At 67.5% G+C, this 24,155-nt stretch carries 24 protein-coding genes and 1 riboswitch; of the genes, 18 read left to right on the top strand and 6 right to left on the bottom strand.

The window, feature by feature from the left end:
• Nucleotides 1–84: 84 nt before the first annotated feature.
• Nucleotides 85–324 carry a hypothetical protein gene (locus IB256_RS30070; RefSeq protein WP_192404968.1) on the top strand — a complete coding sequence of 80 codons (240 nt, stop codon included), beginning with the start codon at nucleotides 85–87 and terminating at the stop codon, nucleotides 322–324.
• A gap of 5 nt (nucleotides 325–329) precedes the next feature.
• On the opposite strand, the gene IB256_RS30075 is transcribed toward IB256_RS30070, so the two are convergent.
• Nucleotides 330–1,286: an AraC family transcriptional regulator gene (locus IB256_RS30075; RefSeq protein WP_192296336.1), complete on the bottom strand. Its 957-nt coding sequence runs from the start codon at nucleotides 1,284–1,286 to the stop codon at nucleotides 330–332.
• 190 nt (nucleotides 1,287–1,476) lie between these two features.
• Here IB256_RS30075 and IB256_RS30080 point away from each other — a divergent pair, with 190 nt between their 5' ends.
• From IB256_RS30080 to IB256_RS30150, 15 genes are all read left to right on the top strand, one after another.
• Nucleotides 1,477–2,388: a bile acid:sodium symporter family protein gene (locus IB256_RS30080; protein ID WP_081520511.1), complete on the top strand. Its 912-nt coding sequence runs from the start codon at nucleotides 1,477–1,479 to the stop codon at nucleotides 2,386–2,388.
• The gene (locus tag IB256_RS30085) at nucleotides 2,385–3,128 is read left to right on the top strand and encodes a sulfite exporter TauE/SafE family protein (protein WP_081520512.1); all 744 of its coding nucleotides are present in this window, start codon (nucleotides 2,385–2,387) and stop codon (nucleotides 3,126–3,128) included. The genes IB256_RS30080 and IB256_RS30085 overlap by 4 nt, the downstream gene beginning before the upstream one ends.
• The gene (locus IB256_RS30090; RefSeq protein ID WP_192296335.1) at nucleotides 3,125–4,918 is read left to right on the top strand and encodes an N-acyl-D-amino-acid deacylase family protein; all 1,794 of its coding nucleotides are present in this window, start codon (nucleotides 3,125–3,127) and stop codon (nucleotides 4,916–4,918) included. Before IB256_RS30085 ends, IB256_RS30090 begins: the two co-directional genes overlap by 4 nt.
• Nucleotides 4,919–5,076: 158 nt before the next feature.
• Nucleotides 5,077–5,217, top strand: coding sequence for a hypothetical protein (locus tag IB256_RS30095; protein ID WP_192296334.1), 141 nt, complete (start codon nucleotides 5,077–5,079; stop codon nucleotides 5,215–5,217).
• Between the two features lie 123 nt (nucleotides 5,218–5,340).
• Nucleotides 5,341–6,510: an MFS transporter gene (locus tag IB256_RS30100; protein WP_138214309.1), complete on the top strand. Its 1,170-nt coding sequence runs from the start codon at nucleotides 5,341–5,343 to the stop codon at nucleotides 6,508–6,510.
• Nucleotides 6,511–6,734: 224 nt separating this feature from the next.
• Nucleotides 6,735–6,839, top strand: a riboswitch (guanidine-I (ykkC/yxkD leader).
• A 44-nt stretch (nucleotides 6,840–6,883) separates the two neighbouring features.
• Nucleotides 6,884–7,891, top strand: coding sequence for an ABC transporter substrate-binding protein (locus IB256_RS30105; RefSeq protein WP_225602031.1), 1,008 nt, complete (start codon nucleotides 6,884–6,886; stop codon nucleotides 7,889–7,891).
• 54 nt (nucleotides 7,892–7,945) lie between these two features.
• The gene (locus tag IB256_RS30110; protein WP_192296333.1) at nucleotides 7,946–8,968 is read left to right on the top strand and encodes a fatty acid desaturase family protein; all 1,023 of its coding nucleotides are present in this window, start codon (nucleotides 7,946–7,948) and stop codon (nucleotides 8,966–8,968) included.
• 2 nt (nucleotides 8,969–8,970) lie between these two features.
• On the top strand, nucleotides 8,971–9,744 hold the full coding sequence (locus IB256_RS30115) for an SDR family NAD(P)-dependent oxidoreductase (protein WP_192404969.1): 774 nt from the start codon (nucleotides 8,971–8,973) through the stop codon (nucleotides 9,742–9,744).
• Nucleotides 9,744–10,493 (top strand): SDR family NAD(P)-dependent oxidoreductase, encoded by a 750-nt coding sequence (locus IB256_RS30120; RefSeq protein WP_192296331.1) that lies wholly within the window; start codon nucleotides 9,744–9,746, stop codon nucleotides 10,491–10,493. Before IB256_RS30115 ends, IB256_RS30120 begins: the two co-directional genes overlap by 1 nt.
• Nucleotides 10,493–11,368, top strand: coding sequence for a DMT family transporter (locus IB256_RS30125; protein ID WP_192404970.1), 876 nt, complete (start codon nucleotides 10,493–10,495; stop codon nucleotides 11,366–11,368). The genes IB256_RS30120 and IB256_RS30125 overlap by 1 nt, the downstream gene beginning before the upstream one ends.
• Nucleotides 11,365–12,129, top strand: a complete 765-nt coding sequence (locus IB256_RS30130; protein ID WP_192296329.1) for a creatininase — start codon at nucleotides 11,365–11,367, stop codon at nucleotides 12,127–12,129. Before IB256_RS30125 ends, IB256_RS30130 begins: the two co-directional genes overlap by 4 nt.
• Nucleotides 12,126–12,764, top strand: a complete 639-nt coding sequence (locus tag IB256_RS30135; protein WP_285888810.1) for a cysteine hydrolase family protein — start codon at nucleotides 12,126–12,128, stop codon at nucleotides 12,762–12,764. The genes IB256_RS30130 and IB256_RS30135 overlap by 4 nt, the downstream gene beginning before the upstream one ends.
• On the top strand, nucleotides 12,752–13,519 hold the full coding sequence (locus tag IB256_RS30140; RefSeq protein WP_192404971.1) for a hypothetical protein: 768 nt from the start codon (nucleotides 12,752–12,754) through the stop codon (nucleotides 13,517–13,519). Before IB256_RS30135 ends, IB256_RS30140 begins: the two co-directional genes overlap by 13 nt.
• Complete coding sequence (locus tag IB256_RS30145) at nucleotides 13,516–14,346, top strand: ABC transporter permease (protein ID WP_192404972.1); 831 nt, start codon at nucleotides 13,516–13,518, stop codon at nucleotides 14,344–14,346. The genes IB256_RS30140 and IB256_RS30145 overlap by 4 nt, the downstream gene beginning before the upstream one ends.
• A gap of 5 nt (nucleotides 14,347–14,351) precedes the next feature.
• Complete coding sequence (locus IB256_RS30150) at nucleotides 14,352–15,197, top strand: ABC transporter ATP-binding protein (protein ID WP_192296326.1); 846 nt, start codon at nucleotides 14,352–14,354, stop codon at nucleotides 15,195–15,197.
• Between the two features lie 201 nt (nucleotides 15,198–15,398).
• On the opposite strand, the gene putA is transcribed toward IB256_RS30150, so the two are convergent.
• Both putA and IB256_RS30160 read right to left on the bottom strand, forming a co-directional pair.
• The gene (gene putA, locus IB256_RS30155; RefSeq protein WP_192404973.1) at nucleotides 15,399–19,337 is read right to left on the bottom strand and encodes a trifunctional transcriptional regulator/proline dehydrogenase/L-glutamate gamma-semialdehyde dehydrogenase; all 3,939 of its coding nucleotides are present in this window, start codon (nucleotides 19,335–19,337) and stop codon (nucleotides 15,399–15,401) included.
• A gap of 399 nt (nucleotides 19,338–19,736) precedes the next feature.
• Nucleotides 19,737–20,060 carry a winged helix-turn-helix transcriptional regulator gene (locus tag IB256_RS30160; protein WP_081520525.1) on the bottom strand — a complete coding sequence of 108 codons (324 nt, stop codon included), beginning with the start codon at nucleotides 20,058–20,060 and terminating at the stop codon, nucleotides 19,737–19,739.
• A gap of 109 nt (nucleotides 20,061–20,169) precedes the next feature.
• Between IB256_RS30160 and gstA the strand changes: the two genes are divergently transcribed.
• Nucleotides 20,170–20,778, top strand: coding sequence for a glutathione transferase GstA (gene gstA, locus IB256_RS30165; protein ID WP_192404974.1), 609 nt, complete (start codon nucleotides 20,170–20,172; stop codon nucleotides 20,776–20,778).
• Nucleotides 20,779–21,029: 251 nt separating this feature from the next.
• Nucleotides 21,030–21,434, top strand: a complete 405-nt coding sequence (locus IB256_RS30170) for a hypothetical protein (RefSeq protein WP_192296322.1) — start codon at nucleotides 21,030–21,032, stop codon at nucleotides 21,432–21,434.
• Nucleotides 21,435–21,501: 67 nt separating this feature from the next.
• Here IB256_RS30170 and IB256_RS30175 read toward each other — a convergent pair whose 3' ends face one another.
• From IB256_RS30175 to IB256_RS30185, 3 genes are all read right to left on the bottom strand, one after another.
• Entirely contained in the window at nucleotides 21,502–21,918 is a 417-nt protein-coding gene (locus IB256_RS30175; RefSeq protein WP_192296321.1) for an SRPBCC family protein, read from the bottom strand.
• An 81-nt stretch (nucleotides 21,919–21,999) separates the two neighbouring features.
• Entirely contained in the window at nucleotides 22,000–23,010 is a 1,011-nt protein-coding gene (locus IB256_RS30180; protein ID WP_192404975.1) for an aldo/keto reductase, read from the bottom strand.
• A gap of 139 nt (nucleotides 23,011–23,149) precedes the next feature.
• On the bottom strand, nucleotides 23,150–24,046 hold the full coding sequence (locus tag IB256_RS30185; protein WP_192404976.1) for a LysR family transcriptional regulator: 897 nt from the start codon (nucleotides 24,044–24,046) through the stop codon (nucleotides 23,150–23,152).
• Between the last annotated feature and the right edge of the window lie 109 nt (nucleotides 24,047–24,155).

The raw sequence follows: 24,155 nt of genomic DNA on the forward strand, positions 1-24,155 counted from the left end.
GCATCACCGCCGTTCGGACAATGGTCAGCGAATCCAGGCCGGACCCTGGGTTCGCCGACCCTCAATCCGAACGCGGTGACCGCCATGAAGAACAACCAGCCTCCCTTCCGCTCGCAGCGCCAGCACCGTGGCTGGCCGCTGGACTACGACGTGCTCTGCTGGATCGGCGTCATCGCCCTGATCCTGCTGTTCTTCGGCGTCGATCAGTTCTTCGTGTCGAAGCTGCCGGGCACTGGCGTCATCGAGCACCAGCGCAGCGTTCCCCAGCGCCTGGACCTGCCCGCCGCCCAGGCGCTGGCAGCGGTGAACCATAACCGCCAGTAAGCGCTTCAGTTGCCCTGGCGGAACTGCCCCGGCGTCATCCCGCTCCAGCGACGGAAGGCCTTGGCGAATGCGCTCTCGTCTGAGAAGCCCAGGCGCTCGGCCACATCGCCCAACCTCGATGATTCGCGCAACAGCTGCTCGGCCATGGCGTGCAACACCTGCTCGCGCAGCAGCTTGAAGCTGGTGCCCTCGTCGGCCAGCTTGCGATTGAGATGACGGCCGCTGAGTTCCAGTTGGTCGGCCACCTTCTCCTTGCCCCAGCGCGGGTTCTGCCGCAGCAGTTGCTGCACGCGCGCGGCGAGGCTCTGCGCGCCCAGGCGTTCCAGCTGTGCATCGGCCAGCGCACGCAGGTGCTCGCGCATCAGGGCATTGGCCTGGATCAGCGGCACGTCGAGATCGGCCACGGCGAAGCTCAGCGCGTTCTCGGTGCAGGAAAAGTCCACCGGGCACTCCAGCAACTCGACGTAACGTGAAGGCTCGCCCCGCGCGGCATGGCTCAAAGTCAGGCGCTGCGGCCTGACGCGGTCGCCAGTGATCCAGCGGGTCAAGTGGACCAGGCTGGCCAATGCGGCCTCCACCCGCTCCTCGCGGCGTACGCTGTAGCTGGGGCGATAGACCAGCCGCACCTGCGTAGCCTCCTGCTCACTCTGGAACTCGCTGCCCTCGGCAATGATCGGGTAGTACTCGAGCAAGGCATCCAGTGCCTCGCCGTAATGCTCGCAGCTCATCAGCAGCGCGCCGACCATGTCCAGGTGCCCGACCTGCAGGGCGCTGCCCAGGTGCAAGCCCAGCAGCGGGTCGCCAGAGGCGGCGCAGAGGGCTTCCCAGAAGGCGTCCTGGCGCTGCAACGGGATGCGCGGTTCGAGGCTGGCGGCCTGCAGATCGGCAGGCACCGGCAGCCCCAGGCGCTGGGCGGCCTGCAGGATGCCCTGGGCGTAATGGACGGTAATGGTGTGCGACATGGTCCCGAATTAACCGGCGAAGGTCCCGATTGAGCCGTTACCGGGCGGTAACGCTGCCCTATGCTTGCCAATTACAACGATAAATACAAACAAGAGTCGCCTTGCATGCTGATTGAAACCGGAGCCGCGCCCGTGCCGCCGGCTACTGCCCGTTCGCCGTTCTCTGCCCTCCTGCTGCGGGAGAACGGCAATGCCTGAAGTCCATCTCGAATTCTCCGGCGGTTCGATGATCGCGCTGAATGCCATCATCGCGCTGATGATGTTCGGCGTTTCTCTGGAACTGCGCCGCGACGACTTCGCCCGCATCCTGCGCCAGCCCAAGGCGCCGGTGATCGGCATGCTCGTGCAGTTCCTGCTGCTGCCCGCCGCCACCTGCCTGCTGACCATCGCCCTGCCGATCGACCCGGAACTGGCGCTGGGGATGATCCTGGTCGCCACCTGCCCCAGCGGCACCTTCTCCAACATCATGACCTGGATGGCCCGCGGCAACGTCGCGGTGTCGGCCAGCGTCACTGCCGTATCGGGGCTGAGCGCGGGCATCTTCACGCCGCTGAACTTCGCCCTCTACGCGGGGCTGAACCCAGCGACCCGCGACCGCCTCACGCAGATCCACATCGACCCGCTGGAACTGGTGGGCGTCGTAGTGCTGGTGCTGATCCTGCCGATGCTGCTGGGCATGGCCCTGGGCCGGCACAAACCGCAGCTCGCACAGCGCCTGGAAAAGCCGCTGCGGCAGTTGTCGCTGCTGGTGATGCTCGGCTTCGTCGGCATGGCTTTCGCCAAGAACTTCCAGCAGTTCATGGGCTACTTCCACCTGTTCTTCTGGCTGGTCCTGCTGCTCAACGGCACGGCGCTGCTGCTGGGCTACACCTGCGCGCGACTGTGGAAGCTGCCGGACGCCGACGTGCGTGCGGTGACCCTGGAAAGCGGGATTCACAACTCGGCGCTGGGCATGGCGCTGATCCTCACCTTCTTCCCGCAGGCCGGCGGCATGCTGCTGATCGCGGCGTTCTGGGGTTGCTGGCAGCTGTTCTCCGGGCTGGTGCTGGCGCAACTCTGGGCGCGCCGCGAACCCCGCGCCGCCGCGGTGACGGCGTCATGAATGCGCCCGCCCTCGCCCTCGGCGGTTTCATCCTGCTGGCCTACACCCTGGAAGCCATCACCGGCTTCGGCAGCGTGGTGATTGCCCTGTCCCTCGGCGCGCTGCTGATGCCCATCGAGACGCTGCTGCCGATACTGGTGCCGCTGAACATCGGCATGACCGGCTACCTGTGCTGGCGCCACCGCCGACTGATCGACACCCGCCTGCTGTTGCGCACCGTGCTGCCGGGGATGCTCATCGGCATGCTGATCGGCTACCTGCTGCTGCCGCACCTGGACCCGCAACCGCTCAAGCGCGGGCTTGGCGTCCTGATCCTCTGGTTCGCCGGCCGTGAGTTGTGGCGGCTGCGCGCCAGTGCCCCGGAGCGCGGACGCACGCCGAACTGGGTGGTGCGCCTGGCCACCGGCGCCGCCGGGGTCTGCCATGGCCTGTTCGCTTCCGGCGGGCCGCTGCTGGTCTACGCGCTCTCGACCCGCCCGCTGGACAAGACCCGCCTGCGCGCCACCCTGGTCTGCGTCTGGTTCACTCTCAACGGCCTGCTGACCCTTGCCTTCCTCCTCGACGGCCGCCTGCGCCCGGCGCTGCCCCAGGTTCTCGCCTACGCGCCCCTGCTACTGCTCGGCGTATGGCTGGGCGAACGCCTGCACCACCGCTTCGAGGAACACCACTTCCGCCTCGCCATCCACTGCCTGCTGCTGGTCAGCGGCGTCCTGCTGCTGTCGCCCTGGAGCCTCCTGTGAGCTACGACATCATCATCAAGAACGGCCTGTACTTCGACGGCAGCGATGCCCCCGGCAGCCTGCGCCACGTCGGCATCAAGGACGGCCGTATCGACACCCTGAGCGTCAGCCCGCTGGAGGAAAACGGTTGCGAGCAGGTCATCGATGCGGCCGGCAAGTGGGTCGCCCCCGGCTTCCTGGAAATCCACTCGCACTACGATGCCGAAGCCATTGCCGCGCCTGCGCTGAAGGAGTCGGTGCGTCACGGCGTGACCACCGTGTCGGTCGGTTCCTGCTCCATCAGCATGGTGCTGGGCGAGGCCGAGGACTGTTCGGACCTGTTCACCCGCGTCGAAGCCGTACCACGCGAGCAGGTGCTGCCGATCCTGCGTGACAAGCGCACCTGGAAAGACGCCAGGGGCTACCGCGCCTTCTACGACCAGCAGCCTCTGGGACCCAACCTCTGCTCCTTCCTCGGCCACTCGGAGCTGCGCGTCACGGTGATGGGCCTGGAGCGCGCCATCAGCGGCGCCAAGCCTACCGAAGCGGAGCTTTCGCGCATGGAGGAACTGCTGGAACAGGCGCTGGACGCCGGCTGCTTCGGTCTCTCGGTGATGACCACGCGGCTGGACAAGATGGACGGCGACCGCGCCTGGTCCAGCCCGCTACCCTCCACCTTTGCCAGCTGGAGGGAGTTCTCCCGTCTGTTCGCGGTGTTACGCCGGCGCAACGCGCTGATGCAGGGCGCACCCAACGCGGTCACCAAGATCAACGTGTTCGCTTTCCTCTACCAGGCCCACGGCTGGTTCCGCCGCCCGCTCAAGTGCTCGATGCTCACCGCGCTGGACCTCAAGTCCCAGCCCTTCATGCACCGCATCACCCGCGCCTCCGGCTGGGTCGCCAACTGCCTGCTGCGCGGCCGCTACCGCTGGCAGACCCTGCCCGCGCCCTTCGTGGTGCGCATCGAGGGGCTGAACATGAACGGCTTCGAGGAGTTCGGCGCCGGCGAGGTGCTGCGTGACATCAAGGACCCGGAAGAGCTCTACACGCGCATCCAGGACCCGGCGTTCCGCGAGCGCTTCAAGAAGGACATCAAGGCCACTCTCAGCCTCGGCCTGTGGCACCGCAACCTGTCCGACTGCTGGGTGCGCGAATGTCCGGATGCCTCAATGGTCGGGCGCAACTTCGAGGACATCGGCCGCGAGCGCGGTCTGGACCCGGTGGACGCCTTCTTCGAGCTGGCCGGCCAGTACCGCAACGAGCTCAAGTGGACCACCTGCTACGGCAACCACCGCCCGGAAATCATGGGCAAGCTGCTGGCCAGCCCCTGGACCCAGCCAGGCTTCGCCGACTCCGGCGCGCACCTGGCTTCCCACGCGCAGTACAACTTCCCGCTGCGCATGCTCAAGTACGTGCGCGATGCCGAACTGGCCGGGCAGAGCTTCATGGACACCGGCCGCGCCATCCACCGCCTGACCGGTGAGCTGGCGGACTTCGCCGGGATCGACGCCGGCTACATCCGCGTCGGCGACCGCGCCGATCTGGTGGTGGTCAACCCGGCCGGCCTGACCGATGAGCTGGATGAGGTCTGCGAAGCGCCCATGGAGATCATCGGCCTGACGCGGCTGGTGAAGCGCAACGATGATGCGGTGGAGGCCACGCTGATCAACGGGCGCGTGGCTTATCGGCGCGAAAGCGGCTTCCCGGAGGCTCTGGGCAAGGAGCGTGGGTTCGGGCGGTTCCTGCCGGGACGGGACGTGCTGAGCCGCCCGCAGGAAGTGCCGGCCGGGGAACCGGCATTCGGCCGGTAGTTGCGGCGCGCTCGATTGGCGCCGGTCATGCCGGCGATCCGTAAGCAGGGCTTACGGTGCCGACGCTTGCCGCGATACCGCGCGGCTGGCCGAGATTGACGCCCTGCCGCGCACTCACTAGAGTGCGCGGTTTCCGACATCCCCGTAATACCTGCACCATGACCCCGTTCTACCGCTTCGCCGACGCAAGCCTCGCCCTGCTGCGAGAGCCTCCGCGCGTACGCAAGATTGATACGGTGCTGCGCCGTCGCCGCAGCGTGCTGTTCGCCTTCACCTTCTCCCCTCCCGCCGGCTGCTGAGCCGGACGCCGCGCGCTCGCGCCGGCATTTCCGCATTCCGATTCCGCCCTCCGGTAAGCGCCGGCGGGCTCGTTCGCATGTGTTCGCCCTACGGCCTGAGCGCCGGGGCAAGAGAAGGTCTCCATGAATACCCCAAGCCCCCTCAACAAACCGCTTCTCGCGGTGCTGCTGTTCGCCGTCTCCATCGTCGGCCTGAGCCTGGGCGCGACTCTACCGCTGGTAGCGCTGCGCCTGCTGGACAACGGCGCCAGCGCGCTGCAGATCGGCGTCCTCTCGGCGGTGCCGGCGGCCGGCATGATCCTCGCCGCCACGCTGGTGGACCGCGCCTGCCAGCTGATGAGCCGGCGCCGCCTGTACCTGCTGTGCTTCGTGCTGTGTACCGTGAGCACCGCAGCCATCGAATTCAGCAGCCACTCCCTCTGGCTGCTGGCGGCGGCACGCCTGGCGCTGGGCGTCGGCATGGGCATCGCGATCATCCTCGGCGAAGCCTGGGTCAACGAACTGTGCGGCGAGAAGAACCGCGGCACCATCGTGGCCCTCTATGCCACCAGCTTCACCGCCTTCCAGTTGCTCGGCCCGACACTGGTGGCGCTGCTCGGCGCGCAGACGCCCTGGGTGGTGCTGCTGGTCAGCGCAGGGCACCTGATCGCCCTGGCCACCGTGGCCTTTGCCATGCCCGAGGAAGGCATTCACGAACACGTCGAGGAGCCGCGCAGCTTCTCCCTGGCCGGTTTCCTGCGGGTGGCGCCAGCGCTGTGCATGGGCGTGCTGTTCTTCTCCTTCTTCGACAGCGTGGTGCTCTCGCTTTTCCCCGTTTACGCCTCCAGCCACGGCTACGCGGTGGGCATCGCTGCGTTCATGGCGACGGTGATCCTGCTCGGCGACATGATCTGCCAGCTGCCTCTGGGCTGGCTGTCCGATCGCCTCGACCGGCCCACCCTGCACCTCGCCTGCGGTGTCGCGGCGATGCTGATCGGCCTCGCCCTGCCCTGGCTGATCAGCCAGCCGTCGCTGCTGTGGCCGGCGCTGATGCTGCTGGGCGCGGTGGCCGGTGGCGTCTACACCCTGGCGCTGGTGCTGATCGGCCAGCGCTTCCGTGGCCGCGACCTGGTCACCGCCAACGCCGCCGCCGGCATGCTCTGGGGCGTCGGAAGCCTGCTCGGGCCGCTGCTCAGCGGCAGCCTGATGGACCTCGGCCCGCAAGGCGTGCCGGTGGCACTGGCGCTCGCCGCCGGGCTGTTCGTGGCCACGGCGGCCGCCTCGCTGCGCCGCACGGCCCTGCGCGCCGCCTGATGCCTCAATAGAAGGCAAGGCGCATCGACTTGGTGCCGGCCATGGCCCGGCTGGCATCCGCCCTGCACCGGGGATTTCCGCTAAGCGATTGAAATCCCCGGCGGTTTTTGGGGTTTCAGAAAAGCTGGCATTTCAATTGCTCTGTCCCCTGCAACGGGATGCATCACCCACGGCAAGGTAGCCACCGGGTGGGCGAACGCTGCAAGGCACACACTGGAGTTGCACCACAGGCGAACTAGGGTTCCGGTCTTTCGCGAGAAGGGCGTCTGGTCCGAGAGTTTTCCGGCCCTAGGGACAGGGCTACACGGCGGGAGAAAAGCCCGGGAGACGTGATGTCATCCCGTGCCGATTTCCAACCGTTAGGAGCAATGCCATGACCATGCCGCTTTCCCTGCGTTCCCTGCGCAAGACCCTGCTCGGTGCCTGTCTGCTTGCTGCCGCCGGGGTCGTGCCGCTGACGCTCCAGGCCGCCGAGAAGCTCAAGATCGGCACCGTCGTCTGGGCCGGCTACGCGCCCTTCTACGTCGCCGACAAGCTCGACCTCTACAAGCCTCACGGGCTGAAGGTGGAGCTGCAGTTCTTCAACGACCCGGCGCTGATCCCCACGGCCATGACCGGCGGCGCCCTCGACGGTGGCATGCTCACCTACGACCAGGTGGTCGGCGGTGTCGCCAAGGGCCAGCCGTACCGCGTGGTGATGCCCATTGATTTCTCCAACGGCGGCGACGCCATCGTCGCCGACAAATCGATCAAGTCGGTCGCCGATTTCAAGGGCAAGAAGATCGGCTTCAACCCGCTCTCGCCGTCCGATTTCCTGCTCGCCTATGCGCTCAAGAGCCACGGCCTGAGCGACAAGGACATCAACCCGGTGAACATGACGCCCGAGGGCATCCCCGGCGCCATGGCATCCGGCAGCCTGCCGGTAGGCGTGACCTACGAACCCAACGTCTCGCAGATCCTCGGCATGCCCGGCGACAAGTTCCACGTCGTGTATTCGTCGAAGGACGCCCCGGGGCTGATCACCGACGTGCTGGTGTTCAACCAGGAGGTCATCGGCAAACGCCAGAAGGCGATCACCGCGATGATCCAGGGCTACGCCGACGGCCTGGCCTACATGAAGGCGCACCCGGACGAGTCCGCCGAGATCATCGGCAAGGTGCTGGGCGTCAGCGCCGCCGAGGCCAAGGAGCAGATGGCCGGGGTCTACAACATCCCGCTGGCGGAGATGAACAGGAACTTCGAAAAGTCAGACGCTACCAGCTCGTTCTTCGGCAGCGGCGCGGTGATCGCCCAGTTGCTCAAGGACAACAGCCAGATCCAGGCGATCCCCGACTTCGCCCAGACCTTCGACGCGCAGTTCGTCCAGGCCCTCGCCCAGTAAGGCGCCCACCCACCGTTCCCGCCGGGAGGGCGGGAACGCCTACGGAGGTTCTTCATGCCCGCGTCCCTGTACCGCTACGCCGATGGCCGGCTGCCCAACAGCCTGGCCCTGGCCTATGCCTTCGGTGGCTACGCCGCCGGCTTCGCCCTGCTGTTCGCCGAGAGCTGGCTGCTCAATGCCGCCGGCACCCTGCTGCTGGGCCACGCGATGATCGTCGCGGCCTACCTGATCCACGAGTTCGCCCACGGCACCATCTTCGCCAAGCCCGCGCACAACACCTGGGCCGGCGAGGCCTGCAGCTGGTTGTGCGGCAGCTGCTACGCCGGTTTCCAGGACCTGCGCCGCAAGCACATGCGCCACCACGTCGACCGCGCCGACGTGATCACCTTCGACACCAAGGCCCTCCTCGCGCGCAGCCCTCGCTGGGTACGCGCCTTGGTGCTGGCCGCCGAGTGGGCCTACGTACCGGCGGTGGAGCTGATCATGCATTACTACGTGATCCTCCTGCCCTTCATCACCGATAACCCGCGCCACCGCGCCAACCGCCGCCGTGTGGCGCTGACCCTGCTGGTGCGCGGCGCGTTGTTCGGCGTAGTCGCCGCCGTGTCGTTCAAGGCGCTGCTGCTCTACTTCGTCGCCTGGACGCTGATGATCATCGTGCTGCGCTTCACTGACGCCTACCAGCACACCTACGACGCCTTCGCAGTGCTGGAGGACGGCGGCAAGATCCCCGACGACAAGGCCCGCGACCGCACCTACGAGCAGATGAACACCTTCTCCAACGTGGTCTCGGTGCGCTGGCCGGTGCTCGACCTGCTGCTGCTCAACTTCGCCTACCACAACGCCCACCACGAGAAACCCGTGGCGCCCTGGTACCGCCTGCGCAAGCTGCACCACCAACTGTACGGCGACGGCTACGCCCAGGTGCTACCGATGCACCTGCTGTTCAAGGGCTTCCACCGGCACCGCCTGCGCCGCGTGGTGGACGACAACTACGGTGAGGTCGCGCCCGCAGGCAACGACCGTGCCGACGGCTTCTACGGCGCCGTGGGCGTCTCCTTCCTGACGGCGGTCTGAGCATGATCGACTACCGGGGCAAACGCGTCCTCATCACCGGTGCCGCCAGCGGCATCGGCAAGGGCCTGGCGCGGGCGTTCGCCGAACAGGGCGCGACGCTGGAACTGCTCGACCGCAACGCCGAGGCACTACAAGGCGTGGCGGACGAGCTCACAGCACTGTGCGACCTGCGCACTGCCAGCCTCGACCTGGGCGGCAGCGAAGCCATCGGCGCCTTCGCCGACAGCCGCCAGGGCGCTGCGCTCGATGTGCTGATCAACAACGCTGGCGTCGAGTACGCCACGCCGCTGGAAGGCGGCAACGCCGAGACCGACCAGCGCTGGCAGGCATTGCTGGACAACAACGTCGCCTCGATGCTGCGCCTGACCCGCGCCCTGCTGCCGCAACTGCGCGCCGGCAGCAGCGTCATCAACCAGGCGTCGATCTGGGGCCTGAAAGGCGTGCCGGGCTTCTCCGCCTATGTCGCCAGCAAGCACGCGGTGATCGGCCTGACCCGCTCGCTGGCGTGGGAACTGGGGCCAAGGCGCATTCGTGTCAACGCCGTGTGCCCCGGCTGGATCGCCACCGAAGCTGCAATGCGTTCGCTGCGGGTGATGGCGCAAGCCAACGGCCGCAGCGAGGAAGACGAACTGGCGCAGATCCTCACCGCCCAGGCGGTGCCGGAACTGCTCACGCCGGCCGATCTCGCCGGCACTTTCCTGTTCCTCGGCAGCACACTGGCCAGCGCCATTACCGGTCAGGCGCTGTCGGTCAGCCATGGTGAGGTGATGCACTGATGAAACCGCTCGCAGGACAGACCGCCCTGATCACCGGCGCCACCCAGGGCATCGGCCGGGCCATCGCCCTGGCGCTGGCGGGAGCCGGCGCGCAGGTGTGGATCAACCACCTCGACCAGCCAGAAGCTGCCACCGCGCTGGTAGCGCGCATCGCCTCCAGCGGGGGGCGCGCCTATGCCGTACAGGCCGACGTCGCGGAGCCGGAACAGGTCGCCGAGATGTTCGCCCGCGTGCTCGCCGAAGGCGAGTTGGACATCCTGGTGAACAACGCCGGGATCATCCTGGAAAAGCCCTTCCTCGATACCAGCGAAGACGACTGGGCGAACCTGCTCGGCGTCGACCTGCACGCTGTCTACCGCTGCTGCCGCCATGCCCTGACGCACATGCAGGCGCGCGGCAGCGGCAGCATCGTCAATATTGCCTCGGAGCTGGGCCAGCTCGGCCGCGAACGCTACGCCGCGTACTGCGCCGCCAAGGCCGGAGTGATCGGGCTGACCAAGGCGCTGGCGCGGGAGTTCGCCCCACACATCCGCATCAACGGCGTGGCGCCGGGCCCGGTGGAGACACCGATGGTCTCGGTCGAGCACATGAGCGCGGCGATGATCGCCCGCGAAACCGCCATCCCCGCCGGCCGCCTCGGCCAGCCGGAGGAGATCGCCACGGCGGTGCTGTTCCTCGTCTCGCCCGGCGCGAGCTTCTTCCACGGACAGATACTCGGCGCCAATGGCGGCGCCTGGATGGGCGCCTGATGCGCGCGGAAATCGTCCTGCTGCTGGGCGCCGCCATCTGGGGCCTGGGCTGGATGCCCCTGGCGCACTTCGCCGGCCAGGGCCTGGCCGGCATGCCGCTGGTGCTCTGTACCTACGGGCTGCTCTGCGCGCTGGCCGTGCCGCTGGTACTGAACCAGTGCCAGCAGTGGTGGCCGCAACGCGTCGCCCTGCTCGCCATCGGCGTGTTTGGCGGCTGGGCCACGGCCGGGCTGGTGGCGGCGCTGTCCGAGGGCGACGTGGTGCGCGCCATGCTGCTGTTCTATCTCGCGCCGGTCTGGGGCCTGCTCGGTGGCCGCCTGCTGTTTGGCGAACGCCTGACGCCCTCGCGACTCGGCGCTCTGGCGCTGGCGATGCTTGGCATTGCCCTGACCCTGGGCGTCAGCCGTGACACCTTCCGCCCGCTGGCTGCCAGCGACTGGCTGGCGCTGTCCGCCGGCTTCGCCTTCGCCCTCAACAACCTGGCCACCCGCGCCGCCGAGCAGGTGCCGCTGGCCAGCAAGGCGGTGGTCGGCTTCATCGGCAGCGCCGCGCTGGGCGGGTTGTTCTGTCTGCTGCAAGGCACGCCGCTGCCCACCGTCGACGCCCACCAATGGCTGCAACTGGCTGGTTTCGGCCTGTTCTGGCTGGCTGCCATGGGTGCCGCGCAATACGGTTTCAGCCATGTCGAGGCGAGCCGCGCTGCGGTGCTGGTGGTGATCGAACTGCTGGTTGCCGTACTCACCGCCGCCTGGTTCGGCGACCGCGAGCTGGGCCTGCGCGAGTGGCTCGGCGGCTCTCTGGTTCTGGCGGCGGCGCTGATCGCCGCGCGCCCTTCTCCTGACCTTTCCCCCACTCTCTGCGAGGCCGAAACATGACTGTCCGCATGGACCAGCTCAGCTGGGTCGAATACGCGCGCCGGGTGCGCGAGCAATCCCCCGTCGTCTTCCTGCCCTGTGGCGCCACCGAGCAGCACGGCCCGCACCTGCCGCTGGGCACCGATGCACTGCTGGCCAGTGCGCTGTGCGAAGACGTCGCCCGCCAGGTCGACGGTCTGGTCGCGCCCGCCCTGTCCTACGGCTACAAGTCCCAGCCCAAGTGCGGCGGCGGCCAGCACTTCTGCGGCACCACCAGCCTCGACGGGCAGACCCTGATCGCCCTGGTGCGCGACGCCGTGCGCGAGTTCGCCCGCCACGGCGTCACCCGCCTGGTGCTGGTGGACGGGCACTACGAGAACCAATGGTTCGTCACCGAGGGCATCCAGCTCGCGCTGCGTGAGCTGGGGCCTTCCAGCCCGCTGGAAGTGATGCGCCTGGAGCACTGGGACTTCTGCAGCGAAGCCACGCTGAACGACGTATTCCCCGACGGCTTCCCCGGCTTCGCCCTGGAGCACGCGGCGGTGATCGAGACCTCGCTGATGCTGCACTACCTGCCCAGCCTGGTGCGCCTGGACTTGATCCCCGACGACGGCCCGGCCGACTTCCCGCCCTACGACATGTACCCCAGCCGCACCGAGTGGGTGCCGCCCTCGGGCGTGCTGTCCTCGGCGCGCGGTTCCAGCGCCGACAAGGGCCTGCGCATGGCCAAGGACATCGTAAAAGGCATCGCCGCTGCGGTACGCAAGGAGTTCGGGCTGTGAGCGTCGCCCTGATCGTCATCGACATGCAGCGCGACTTCTGTGCCCCCGGCGGCTACGCCGACCAGGCCGGGCTGGAGATCGGCCGCCTGCGCGCGCCGATCCCGGCCATCTCGCGCCTGCTGGACAGCGCCCGCGCCCTGGGCCTGCTGGTAGTACATACCCGCGAAGGGCACCGCCCCGACCTGACCGACCTGCACGAGAGCAAGCGTCGCCGTGCCGAACAGGCCGGCGCGCCCATCGGCGCACGCGGCCCGCTGGGGCGATTGCTGGTGCGCGGCGAGTATGGCCACGACCTGATCGACGAACTGCGCCCGCTGGCCGACGAGCCGGTCATCGACAAACCGGGCTACAGCGCCTTCGCTTACACCGACCTGGACCTGCTGCTGCGTCGGCGCGGTATCGGCCACCTGGTGCTCTGCGGCGTGACCACCGAAGTATGCGTTTCTTCCACCCAGCGCGCGGCGGTGGAGCTGGGCTACGCCTGTACGCTGGTGAGCGATGCCTGCGGCTCGCCGAGTGCGGAGCTGCACGCCGCCGCCCTGGCCATGGTCGAGGTGGAAGGCGGGCTGTTCGGTCGGGTACTGGACAGCCGTTCCGTGCTCGCCGAATGGGAGGAAAGCGCATGCCTGGCCTGAACATTTCCGCAGTACCGCCCGCCTATCTCGGCGTCTGGCAGCGCACCCTGCTGACCACTACCGGCGGGACGCATGACACCAGCACCCGCGTCTACTGGCTGCAGACCGAGCACCTGTTCGCCGACCTGCGCATTCCGCTGCCGGCCCCCGAAACGCCCGAAGCACTGGCGAACCAGGCCGGTTTCGCCGGTCTCACCGAGATCACTGGCGATATCTGCCAATGGCACCGCGCAATCGACTTCCAGCCGCCCAATGGCGGCGAGGACATCGGCCGCATGCACTTCGTGGACAGCGAAAAGGTGCTGGAGGACGGCCTGGACGGCAGCTACCACGAAGTCTGGGAGCGCCTGCCCGAATCCCTCGGGCGCAACCGTGGCACCTGGCTGCTCGGAGCGGACGGCCGTCAGGGCTGCCTGCTGCTGGCCGGCGACTGCTTCCTGTTCGCCGCCGGACGGCGCCTGCCGCTGCCCCACGCACCATCGCTGGCCGCACTGCTCGACAGCGGCAACACCGAGCTGCTGGATTTCGAGCTGAGCTTTGGCCGCCATCAGGGCGGCGTTGCCCCCTGGCGCATCGAACTGAGCACCCTGCCGGTGCGCATTGGCGCCCGGCTGTTGCCCAGCGACGCCAATCCCGACCACCCCGAACTGCTGCGCGATACCCACTGGCTCAACAGCCTGGGCGCCACCCCGCCTGCCGGTGGCTGGCAAGCCTGCGAACGGCCCCTGTACCCCGATAAGGAGGTGACGCCATGACCGCCCACCAGCCCCTGCCCCGCCCCGTCGCGCAGCCCGCCCGCCAGCGCTGGTGGGTGATCCGCGGCGAACTGCCACGCAGCGCCGTCTGGACCCTGGCAGCAGCCGGCCTGCTGCTGCCGTTGCTGCTCTGGTGGGCCTACAGCGCCGCAGGATTGGCCAACCCGATGTTCTTCCCCGGCCCGGACGCCGTGCTCAAGCGCATTGGCCACTGGTGGAGCGACGAAGGCCTGCTGGGCGATATCGCCATCAGCGTCTGGCGGGTCATGGCCGGTTTCCTCGCCTCGGCGGTGATCGCCCTGCCGTTGGGCCTGTACCTCGGTACCTACCGCCCGGTGCAGGCCTTCCTCGAACCGCTCACCGACTTCATCCGCTACATGCCGGCGGTGGCCTTCATCCCGCTGGTGATGCTCTGGGTCGGCATCGACGAAGGCTCCAAGGTGCTGATCATCTTCATCGGCACCTTCTTCCAGATGGTGCTGATGGTCGCCGAAGATGTGCGCCGCGTGCCCATGGCGCAGATCGAGGCGGCGCAGACCATGGGCGCCAGCCGCGCCGAGACCATCCGCCTGGTGGTGCTGCCCTCAGCGCGCCCTGCGCTGCTCGACACCCTGCGCATCACCTGCGGCTGGGCCTGGACTTACTTGGTGGTGGCCGAGCTGGTCGCCGCCAACTCCGGTCTGGGCTACGCCATCCTGCGCGCCCAGCGCTATATGCAGACCGACAAGATCTTCGCCGGCATCCTGCTGATCGGCGTCATCGGCCTGCTCACCGACCAGGCGTTCCGCTGGCTCGGCCGGGTGGCCTTCCCCTGGATGAAGAGGTAAGCCTGATGAGCCAGAACAAGATCGCCATCCGCCACGTCGACAAGGTCTTCAGCAGCCAGGGCCGGCACGTACAGGCGCTGCAGGATGTGAACCTGGAGATTCGCGCCAACGAGTTCGTCACCTTCGTCGGCGCCTCGGGCTGCGGCAAGTCCACCCTGTTGCGCAGCATCGGCGGGCTGGAGCGCCACAGCGGCGGCGAAATCCTCGTCGATGGCCGTAACGTGGACGGCCCCGGCATCGACCGCGCCATGGTCTTCCAGCACTACAGCCTGTACCCCTGGCTGCGGGTGATGGAGAACATCAAGTTCTGCCGCCGGCTCAAGGTGGTGTCCGACACCGTGCGCGGCGACGCCGACGTGGAAGTCGCCAGCGGGCGCGCCGATGCGCTGCTCAACCTGATGGGGCTGTCGGCCTTCGCCCAGGCTTACCCCAGCCAGCTGTCCGGCGGCATGCAGCAACGGGTGGCGATCGCCCGCGCGCTGATGCCCAAACCGCAGATCCTGCTGATGGACGAGCCCTTCGGCGCGCTGGACGCGCAGACCCGCGAGGTGATGCACGACCTGATCCGCCACGTGCACCGCCTGGAAAACAGTACCATCCTGTTCGTCACCCACGACGTCGACGAGGCGATCTACCTGGGTGGCCGCGTGGTGCTGATGGCGCCGCGCCCCGGCCGCATCGACAGCGTCTACGAGGTGCCGCTGCCGGCCGAGCGCAACCAGGACATGAAGATGGCCCCGGAATTCATCGCCCTGAAAAAGGAAATCCTCGCGCGTATCCGCGAGACCTCGGGCATGAGCACTGACCTGGAATTGCTGGAGCAGCTGACTCGCACCGCGGCGCCGGTCTGAGTCGGAAGGAAAGGAGTCGGCGGAGCGGATAGCCCCGCCGTTGTGCCGGGCGCTGGGCCCGAGACGGATTGCGCAGGAAGCGCGAGGGGAACGGCCTGCCGGGAGCGGGTAGCTCCGCCCGAGGGCTGGCGGGCCGCGTGGCCGCAGATGCAGCCGTAAAACTGGCCGGAAGCGCCCGGTAAGGCACTTCCGGCACCGTCGTCAGCCGATGGTCATCAGGCTGGCGTTGCCGCCGGCAGCGGCGGTGTTGACACTCAGGGCACGCTCGATCAGCAGGCGTTCCAGCGGGATGTCGGTTTCCCCACGGTTCAGCCCGGTGACGCCGACGATGGCGCCCTTGCGCTTGCTCGCCTGTTCGCAGACTGCGCGCAGCTGGTCGGAATCGCCGTGGTGCAGGATGGCGTCGAACACCTTGTCGGTCGCGCTCCAGTCGGCGACCAGCTCGATGCGCTGGGCAACTTCCTTGGGCAGTTCCTTGACCACGGCAGCGTTGGACTCGGCCACCAGCGGGCGGCTGCCGACGCTGAGCACCGCAGCCAACTGGGCCAGCAGGTCGGCGCGGTCTTCCGCCAGGCACAGCACGTGCTCGCGCGGCAGCAGGGTGTAGGTGTTGCGCTCGCCGGTCGGGCCGGTGAGAACCTGCTGGGTGAAGCTCTGCGCCAGTTCGCCGTAGCCGCCGAGCAGGGTCGCCAGGGCGGCGTCCTTCTGCCCTGCCCACTTGGTCAGCGCGTCCACGGCCTGCTGGGCATCCTTCGGACGCGGCAGCGCCTGGGCGCCGTCGCCCTTGAGCTGGTTGGCCACGGCATCCTGCGGACGGGTCGACAGCAGACGGTACAGGTACAGCGGGCCGCCGGCCTTCGGACCGGTGCCGGACAGGCCTTCACCACCGAAGGGCTGCACGCCGACCACCGCGCCAACCACGTTGCGGTTCACGTAGAGGTTGCCGACATGGGCGGTGCCGACGACCTGGGCGATGGTCTCGTCGATGCGGGTGTGTACGCCCAGGGTCAGGCCGTAGCCGGATTCGTTGATCTGCGCGAGCAGCTGGTCCAGGTCGGCGCGCTGGTAGCGCACCACGTGCAGCACCGGGCCGAAGATTTCACGCTTGAGCTCGCTGAAGCTGTCCAGCTCGATCAGGGTGGGCACGACGAAGGTGCCTCGCTTGATTTCCTCGGCATCCACGCGAGCACTCTGGAAGACCTTGCGGCCTTTGTCGCGCATCGTCTGGATGTGCTTGTCGATGTTGCCCTTGGCTTCCTCGTCGATCACCGGACCGATGTCGGTGTGCAGGCGCTCCGGCGCTCCGACGCGGTATTCGGCCATGGCGCCCTTGAGCATCTGCACCACGCGGTCGGCGGCGTCTTCCTGCACGCACAGCACGCGCAGCGCGGAGCAGCGCTGGCCGGCGCTGTCGAAGGCGGAGTTGACCACGTCGACCACCACCTGCTCGGCCAGCGCCGAGGAGTCGACGATCATCGCGTTGAGGCCACCGGTTTCGGCGATCAGCGGGATGGTGCGGCCCTGGGCGTCGAGGCGGCCGGCGATGTTGCGCTGGAGGATGCCGGCCACTTCGGTGGAACCGGTGAACATCACACCACGCACGCGCTCGTCGCCGACAAGGCGCGCACCCACGGTTTCACCACGGCCCGGCAGCAGTTGCACGGCGCCGGCGGGCACGCCGGCTTCCAGCAGGATGCGCACGGCTTGCGCGGCGATCAGCGGAGTCTGCTCGGCGGGCTTGGCCAGCACGGTGTTACCGGCGGCCAGGGCGGCGGCCACCTGGCCGCTGAAGATCGCCAGCGGGAAGTTCCACGGGCTGATGCAGACCACCGGGCCCAGCGGGCGGTGGCTGTCGTTGGCGAAGTGGGTGCTGGCCTGGGCGCCGTAGTAGCGCAGGAAGTCCACTGCCTCGCGCACTTCAGCGATGGCGTTGGCGAAGGTCTTGCCCGATTCGCGCACCAGTACGCCCATCAGCGACTGGATCTCGGCTTCCATCAGGTCGGCGGCGCGCTGCAGGATGGCGCCGCGCTCTGCCGGCTGGGTGGACTGCCAGATCTGCGCGCTGGACAGCGCGCCGAGGATGGCGTTGTTGACGTCGGCTTCGCTGGCCTCACGCACATGACCGACCACGTCGCGCAGGTCGGCCGGGTTGCGTACCGGCTGCGGCTCGCCCGGCGCGGCATCGGCCAGGCCCAGCATCGGCTCGGCGACGTAGGCGTGGTTGGTGCTCGACAGCAGCGCCGAGGACAGCGAACCCAGGCGGTGCTCGTTGGCCAGGTCGATGCCAGCGGAGTTCAGGCGACTGTCGCCATAGAGGTCGCGGGGCAGCGGAATGCGCGGATGCGGCAGGCCCAGGGTGCCTTCCTGCGCGGCCATCTGCTCGACCTGCAGCACCGGGTCGAGCACCAGGTCCTGCAGCGAAATGCTGTGGTCGGCGATGCGGTTGACGAAGGAGGTGTTGGCGCCGTTTTCCAGCAGGCGGCGAACCAGGTACGCCAGCAGGGTTTCATGGCTGCCCACCGGCGCGTAGATGCGGCACGGACGGTTGAACTTGCCGTCGGCGACCTTGCCCACCACCTGCTCATACAGCGGCTCGCCCATGCCGTGCAGGCACTGGAACTCGTACTGGCCCGGGTAGTAGTTCTGCCCGGCCAGCTGGTAGATGGCCGACAGCGAGTGGGCGTTGTGGGTGGCGAACTGCGGGTAGATGGATTCCGGCACGGCCAGCAGCTTGCGCGCGCAGGCCAGGTAGGACACGTCGGTGTAAGGCTTGCGGGTGTAGACCGGGTAGCCTTCCAGGCCGTTGACCTGGGCCAGCTTGATCTCGCTGTCCCAGTAGGCGCCCTTCACCAGGCGGATCATCAGGCGGTGGCGGCTGCGCTTGGCCAGGTCGATGACGTAGTCGATCACGTACGGGCAGCGCTTCTGGTAGGCCTGGATGACGAAGCCGATGCCGTTCCAGCCGGCCAGCGACGGCTCGAAGCACAGGCGCTCGAGCAGGTCGAGGGAGATTTCCAGGCGGTCGGCTTCCTCGGCGTCGATGTTGATGCCGATGTCGTAGTCGCGGGCCATCTTCACCAGGCCGAGCACGGTCGGGTACAGCTCGTCCATCACGCGGTCGTACTGCGCGCGGCTGTAGCGCGGGTGCAGCGCGGAGAGCTTGATCGAGATGCCCGGGCCTTCGTAGATGCCGCGGCCGTGGGAGGCCTTGCCGATGGCATGGATCGCCTGCTCGTAGGAAGCCAGGTAGCGCTTGGCGTCCTCATCGGTCAGCGCGGCTTCGCCGAGCATGTCATAGGAGTAGCGGAAGCCACGGGACTCCATGTTGGCCGCATTGGCCAGGGCTTCGGCGATGGTTTCGCCGGTGACGAACTGCTCGCCCATCAGGCGCATGGCCATGTCCACGCCCTTGCGGATCAGCGGCTCGCCGGACTTGCCGATGATGCGGTTGAGCGACGAGGACATGCCGGCTTCGGTGTGGGTCGCCACCAGCTTGCCGGTGATCAGCAGGCCCCAGGAGGCGGCGTTGACGAACATCGACGGGCTCTGGCCCAGGTGCTGGCTCCAGTTGCCGTTGCTGATCTTGTCGCGGATCAGCGCGTCACGGGTGGCCTTGTCCGGGATGCGCAGCAGCGCTTCGGCCAGGCACATCAGCGCCACGCCTTCCTGCGACGACAGGGAGAACTCCTGCAGCAGGCCCTGCACCAGCCCCTGACGGCCGCCGGCGTTCTTCTGGTTACGCAGCTTCTCGGCGATGCCCAGTGCCATCTTGCTGGCGGCGCCGGCCTGCTCTTTCGGCAGGCGGGCCAGGTCCAGCAGCATCGGCAGCGCTTCGGTTTCCGGGCGGCGGTAGGCGGCGGTGATGGCCGCACGCAGCACGGACTGCGGCAGGATGCTTTCGGCGAAATCGAGGAAGACCTGCAACCCTTGTTCGTTCAGCGAATCCAGCGACTCCTCGCCCGCCGCCGCTGCCAGGCCGGATTGTTCGGCCGGGGTCAGCCCGCCTTCCACCTGCTCCAGGTAGGAGAAGATGGCCTGCTTGATCAGCCAGTGCGGGGTACGGTCGAGTTGCTGGGCAGCCAGCTTGAGGCGCTCGCGGGTGGCGTCGTCGAGCTTCACGCCAAGGGTGGTGGTGGCCATGGGGCTTCCTGTTGTTAGAAGGTTTGCCTGAAAACGGCGCAAGGTTATACCGCCGATTCTCAAGGTGCAACCAGGTGCAACCCAATAAAAACAAGCCTTTGGTCGTACGCGCAGATCCGGTGCAACCGGTGACATTTCCCACACACGGCGCTACCAAACGGAGCACGGCCACGGGCTCGCCCGGCTGCAACCCGCAGGGGCTGGCTGGACGGCAGGAAGAAAGCAGTGTTCGTGCCAGGGCTGGAAAAGGTGCAACCCGAAATTCGCAGGGAAACACCCTGTAGGAGCGAGCCATGCTTGCGATCGGCCGGCAGGGCCTGCGCTGGCAGCGGCACAACCGCCAGCGGTAGCGGCGAAACGCGCCTTCAGGGGCGCTCCGTGGGGCCTGGAGCCCCCGACCTACAGCTCCGGACGGGCCTTGAGCCAGAGTCCGAAGGTCTTGATCACCTCGACCACCGGCCGCAGCCGGTCACCGTCATCGCTCAGGCAGTATTCCACGCGCGGCGGAACCTCGGGATACACGGTGCGAGTCACCAGCCCCGCCTCTTCCAGCGCACGCAGCTCGGCGGTCAGCACTCGCTGGGAAATCTCCGGCATGTCACGGCGCAACTCGTTGAAGCGCTTGCTGCCGTCGAGCAGGTACGACACCAGCAGCAGCCGCCAGCGACCACCGATCACCCGCATGGCTTCCTCGACCGAGCAGCCCGAAACGTTCTTCTTCATCTTTGCTTCCCGGTAACCTTTTTGTGCCCAGCGCACAAAAAAGTGCGTTCTTACGCGCCGCATCGGGGTCGGGAATACTGGCCGCCCATTTCCGACCAGAGTCCGCCCGATGAAGCTCTACTTCGCCCCTAACGCCTGCTCCCTCGCCCCGCACATCGTCCTGCGCGAGCTGGGCCTGCCATTCTCGCTGGTGCGCGTGAACAATCAGACCAAGCGCACCGCCGATGGAACCGACTTCTACCGGATCAACCCGAAAGGCTATGTCGCGGCGCTGGAACTGGAAGACGGCACGGTGCTGACCGAGGGCGCGGCGATTCTACAGTACCTCGCCGACCTGCAGCCCGAGGCTGGCCTGGCACCGGCCAACGGCAGCCTGGCGCGCACACAGTTGCAGGCCCAGCTGAACTTCATCGGCAGCGAATTGCATGCCGGAATGAGCCCGCTGTTCAGCAGCGAGATTCCGCGCGACGTGAAGGCTGTGCTGCGCGGCAAGCTGGCGAAACGGCTGGACTACATGGAGCGCGTGCTGGACGAAACCGGTCATGCGTTTGGCGACCGGTTCACTGTCGCCGATGCCTATCTGTTCACTGTGCTGGGCTGGTCGGATCACCTGAAAGTCGATCTCTCCCCCTTCCCTGCGACCCGCCGTTTCCTCGAAGTGATCGGCGCACGGAAAACCGTCATCGAGGCGCTTCGGGCGGAGGCTGAATCCGCCTGACCACGCAATGAACCGAAGGCGCAGACCCCTTGCCATATTCGGCCCTTGCAGCCGCCCGGAAGTGGGCTCAGTTCCGCGCCGGTGCGCTTTCGTGCCTCTTCCGTCAGTCACTGCCGGCAGGGCTGGAGCGACACCAACCGCTCGGCGGAAATTCTCCCGATACTTCGTGAAAGCCGCGTGTTCCGTGGTCCATCACTCAACCCCGGCCGCCCGCAGGCCGGGCATCGTGCAATCAGCACAGGAGACCCTGGATGAGCGATGACCCCGAGAGTTTCGCCAATGCCTACCAGAGCGCCCTGGTGGAGGTGGCCCTGCCCGCCTTCGCCCGCGCCAGCGAGTTCGCCCGCCAGCATGGCCTGGAGTGCAGCGTGGAGTTGCTCGATGGCCGCCGTGACTTGCCGGAGTTGAGCCTGAAGGTCCGCCACTCCTGCTACGACGCCGAGTGCATCTGCCGTATCAGCGCCGACCCGCAGACCCAGCGCCTGTGCCACGAGAACCGCTGCGGCGAGACCGAAGCCGACGTACAGCAGGTGATCGGCTCGCTCGCCTCGCTCAACGAACTGGTGCTGGACACCCGGTTGCTGGAGTTCTTCCAGAGCTCCTTCGCCCTGCACCTGGAGTACGCCTCCAGCCGGCACGCCGGCGGCTTCTGGTAATCCGTCGAGCAAGAACGACGAAGCCCCTTGCCCGGATAACGGGCAAGGGGCTTTTTGCTGGACGCGATCAGCCTTCGAGCTTCTGCTTCAGCGCCGCCAGGCCATCGACATAGATGCCGGTGAACAGTGCGCTGGCGTCAGCGTCAGTGATGCCTTCGGGAGTGAAGCAGCCGAACCACTCAACGCGCACGCCTTCACCCTCAGCACCCTGCAGCACGCGCAGGGTCGACTGATAGTCGCGCACCGGCGCCGGGCCCTGGAGGATGGTGTAGCTGTAGCTGCGCTCGGCTTCGTTGAAGTCAAGCAAGCGCTCGATGATGGTTTCGCCAGCGACGCTCTTCAGGGTGCGCACACGGCCACCTTCGCTGAGCGCACTTTGCGGAATGAACGGCAGCCAGTCGGGCAGCGAGTCGAAGCCGCCGATGAGTTGCCAGACCTGGTCGATGTCGGCATTGAGGTCGATGAAAGCATTGGCCTTGGCCATGGTATTTCTCCCGGGACGCGTGCCCCATGATTCGATGACGGGTGGTGCTACGCCGGGCCATGGGGCCCGACGGCAAAAGGCTCAGACGGCCGGGACGGGCGCCACGGCGCTGATCAGGCCCTGGGCGCGCAGGTCGCTCCAGAACGCAGCCGGGATGACGGCGCTGAGCGCGGCGTGGTCCTGGTTGGCGTGCAGCGGACGGGTCGAGCCGGGGATCGCCGCGACCACCGCCGGATGGGCCAGGGCGAACTGCAGCGCGGCAGCTTTCACGTCCACCCCATGATCGCGGGCCACGGCACGAATGCGCTCCAGCTTGGCGAGCACGGCCGGGCTGGCCTTCTGGTACTCGAAGTGCTCACCACCGGCGGTCACGCCGGAGCTGTACGGGCCGCCGACGACGATGCCCACGCCCTGCTCCACCGCCTGCGGCATGACGCGTTGCAGCGCGCGCTCATGGTCCAGCAGCGAGTAGCGGCCGGCGAGCAGGAAGCCGTCTGGGCGCGGCTCGTCCAGGTCCAGGGTCAGCTCGATGGGCTCGACTCGGTTCACGCCCAGGCCCCAGGCCTTGATCACGCCTTCTTCACGCAGACGGGTGAGCACGCGGAAGGCGCCGGTGCGGGCGATCTCGAACTGGGTCAGCCACTCATCGCCGTAGAAGTCCTGGGCGATGTCGTGGATCCAGACGATGTCCAGACGGTCGGTGTCCAGGCGCTTCAGGCTGTCCTCGATGGAACGCAGGGTGGCGTCGGCGCTGTAGTCGTTGACGATGCGGTTGCGGTTGCCGTGCTCGAACAGCCCGCTCTTCTCGCCCAACTCGCGGGAGGCCGGGTCTTCCAGCTCATCGAGGATGATGCGACCGACCTTGCTGCTGAGCACGTATTCGTCACGCGGGCGCTTGGCCAGGGCGGCGCCCAGACGGGATTCGGACAGGCCGGCGCCGTAGAACGGAGCGGTGTCGAAATAGCGCACGCCATTGTTCCAGGCGGCATCGACGGTAGCCTGCACTTCCTCGGCGGGCACGTCGCGGAACATGTTGCCCAGCGGCGCGGTGCCGAAACCAAGGCGGGTGGGGATCAGGGACTTGAGACTCATGTGGGGGTTCTCCGGGTTGGGGGGAGTCGCTTGTGAACTCCAGTGGCGGCAATCCTATGCCTGCCCAACCAAGACCGTCCAAGTCATAATTCGACAGACTTGAGACCTTAAAATGCATCAAGTCTCGTCCACCTGATCGTCAGACACTGGCGCCCGCCAGCACCATTTCACGGAAGTCCGCCACGATCGGCCGCAGGTCGACGCGGTGCCAGGCCGCCCACAGGCCGGTGCTTTGCCCGAGCCAGGGCAGCTCCCGCAGCACCACGTTGGGGTTGCGCTCGCCACCGATGCTCTGCTGGATCAGCGCCAGCCCCAGGCCCGCCGACACCAGGCCGATGGCACTCAGCGGCTCGGCGGCCTCCAGGCGGATCTGCGGGGTGAAACCGGCGGCTACACAACTGGCCAGGAAGCGCTCGCGGCGGTTCGGCTGCAGTTGGCCCTCCACCATGATCCAGTCCTGTTCGTGGAGGTCGGCCGGCTCGATCAGCGGCTTGTCCGCCAGCGGGTGATCCGGCGGCAAGGCAAGGTGCAGCGGATCATCGAACACCGGCGCGGCAAGCAGGTCCGGGTCGTCATCCGCCGGCGGCTCGCAGACCAGGGCGACATCCAGGCTGCGCTGGCGCAGGCCCTCGAACTGCTCCTGGGCCGAGAGGTTATAGAGCGCGATGTGGATACCCGGACGCTCCTCGCGCACATGGCGCAACGCCTCGGGCAGCACGCCGGCATGGATGGCATGGCTGACGTAGCCGATGCACAGCCCGCCGGTCTCACCCCGGCCCAGGCGACGGCCGAGGGACTCCAGGCGCTCGGCGTGCTTGAGCAGTGCCTTGGCCTCGTGCAGGAAGGTGCGCCCATCGGAGGTCAGGCGCAGGCGTTGCTGGCTGCGCTCGAACAGCTGCAGCCCGAGGCGCTCCTCCAGTTGGGCGATCTGCCGACTGAGCGGCGACTGGGAAATGTGCAGTGTTTCCGCCGCCTTGCCGACGTGCTCGACTTCGGCCACGGCGACGAAATATCGGAGTTGTCTGAGATCGAGCATAGACCCTCAAGGACTCAAGTATGTCGAATTAAGTTATGTACGATCTTACAGGCCGTTTCTAGCATGGCGCCATATCCAGACGATCACCGGCGCATTCCGCGCCCCCCTG

The organism is Pseudomonas sp. PDM17 (assembly GCF_014851985.1).
Classification (GTDB): domain Bacteria; phylum Pseudomonadota; class Gammaproteobacteria; order Pseudomonadales; family Pseudomonadaceae; genus Pseudomonas.

What these genes read in the sequence shown, in the direction of transcription:
- IB256_RS30070 (WP_192404968.1), top strand. Translation starts at nt 85, where the DNA reads ATGAAGAACAACCAGCCTCCCTTCCGCTCGCAGCGCCAGCACCGTGGC.
- IB256_RS30075 (WP_192296336.1), bottom strand. Translation starts at nt 1,286, where the DNA reads ATGTCGCACACCATTACCGTCCATTACGCCCAGGGCATCCTGCAGGCC.
- IB256_RS30080 (WP_081520511.1), top strand. Translation starts at nt 1,477, where the DNA reads ATGCCTGAAGTCCATCTCGAATTCTCCGGCGGTTCGATGATCGCGCTG.
- IB256_RS30085 (WP_081520512.1), top strand. Translation starts at nt 2,385, where the DNA reads ATGAATGCGCCCGCCCTCGCCCTCGGCGGTTTCATCCTGCTGGCCTAC.
- IB256_RS30095 (WP_192296334.1), top strand. Translation starts at nt 5,077, where the DNA reads ATGACCCCGTTCTACCGCTTCGCCGACGCAAGCCTCGCCCTGCTGCGA.
- IB256_RS30100 (WP_138214309.1), top strand. Translation starts at nt 5,341, where the DNA reads ATGAATACCCCAAGCCCCCTCAACAAACCGCTTCTCGCGGTGCTGCTG.
- IB256_RS30105 (WP_225602031.1), top strand. Translation starts at nt 6,884, where the DNA reads ATGACCATGCCGCTTTCCCTGCGTTCCCTGCGCAAGACCCTGCTCGGT.
- IB256_RS30110 (WP_192296333.1), top strand. Translation starts at nt 7,946, where the DNA reads ATGCCCGCGTCCCTGTACCGCTACGCCGATGGCCGGCTGCCCAACAGC.
- IB256_RS30115 (WP_192404969.1), top strand. Translation starts at nt 8,971, where the DNA reads ATGATCGACTACCGGGGCAAACGCGTCCTCATCACCGGTGCCGCCAGC.
- IB256_RS30120 (WP_192296331.1), top strand. Translation starts at nt 9,744, where the DNA reads ATGAAACCGCTCGCAGGACAGACCGCCCTGATCACCGGCGCCACCCAG.
- IB256_RS30125 (WP_192404970.1), top strand. Translation starts at nt 10,493, where the DNA reads ATGCGCGCGGAAATCGTCCTGCTGCTGGGCGCCGCCATCTGGGGCCTG.
- IB256_RS30130 (WP_192296329.1), top strand. Translation starts at nt 11,365, where the DNA reads ATGACTGTCCGCATGGACCAGCTCAGCTGGGTCGAATACGCGCGCCGG.
- IB256_RS30140 (WP_192404971.1), top strand. Translation starts at nt 12,752, where the DNA reads ATGCCTGGCCTGAACATTTCCGCAGTACCGCCCGCCTATCTCGGCGTC.
- IB256_RS30145 (WP_192404972.1), top strand. Translation starts at nt 13,516, where the DNA reads ATGACCGCCCACCAGCCCCTGCCCCGCCCCGTCGCGCAGCCCGCCCGC.
- IB256_RS30150 (WP_192296326.1), top strand. Translation starts at nt 14,352, where the DNA reads ATGAGCCAGAACAAGATCGCCATCCGCCACGTCGACAAGGTCTTCAGC.
- putA (WP_192404973.1), bottom strand. Translation starts at nt 19,337, where the DNA reads ATGGCCACCACCACCCTTGGCGTGAAGCTCGACGACGCCACCCGCGAG.
- IB256_RS30160 (WP_081520525.1), bottom strand. Translation starts at nt 20,060, where the DNA reads ATGAAGAAGAACGTTTCGGGCTGCTCGGTCGAGGAAGCCATGCGGGTG.
- gstA (WP_192404974.1), top strand. Translation starts at nt 20,170, where the DNA reads ATGAAGCTCTACTTCGCCCCTAACGCCTGCTCCCTCGCCCCGCACATC.
- IB256_RS30170 (WP_192296322.1), top strand. Translation starts at nt 21,030, where the DNA reads ATGAGCGATGACCCCGAGAGTTTCGCCAATGCCTACCAGAGCGCCCTG.
- IB256_RS30175 (WP_192296321.1), bottom strand. Translation starts at nt 21,918, where the DNA reads ATGGCCAAGGCCAATGCTTTCATCGACCTCAATGCCGACATCGACCAG.
- IB256_RS30180 (WP_192404975.1), bottom strand. Translation starts at nt 23,010, where the DNA reads ATGAGTCTCAAGTCCCTGATCCCCACCCGCCTTGGTTTCGGCACCGCG.
- IB256_RS30185 (WP_192404976.1), bottom strand. Translation starts at nt 24,046, where the DNA reads ATGCTCGATCTCAGACAACTCCGATATTTCGTCGCCGTGGCCGAAGTC.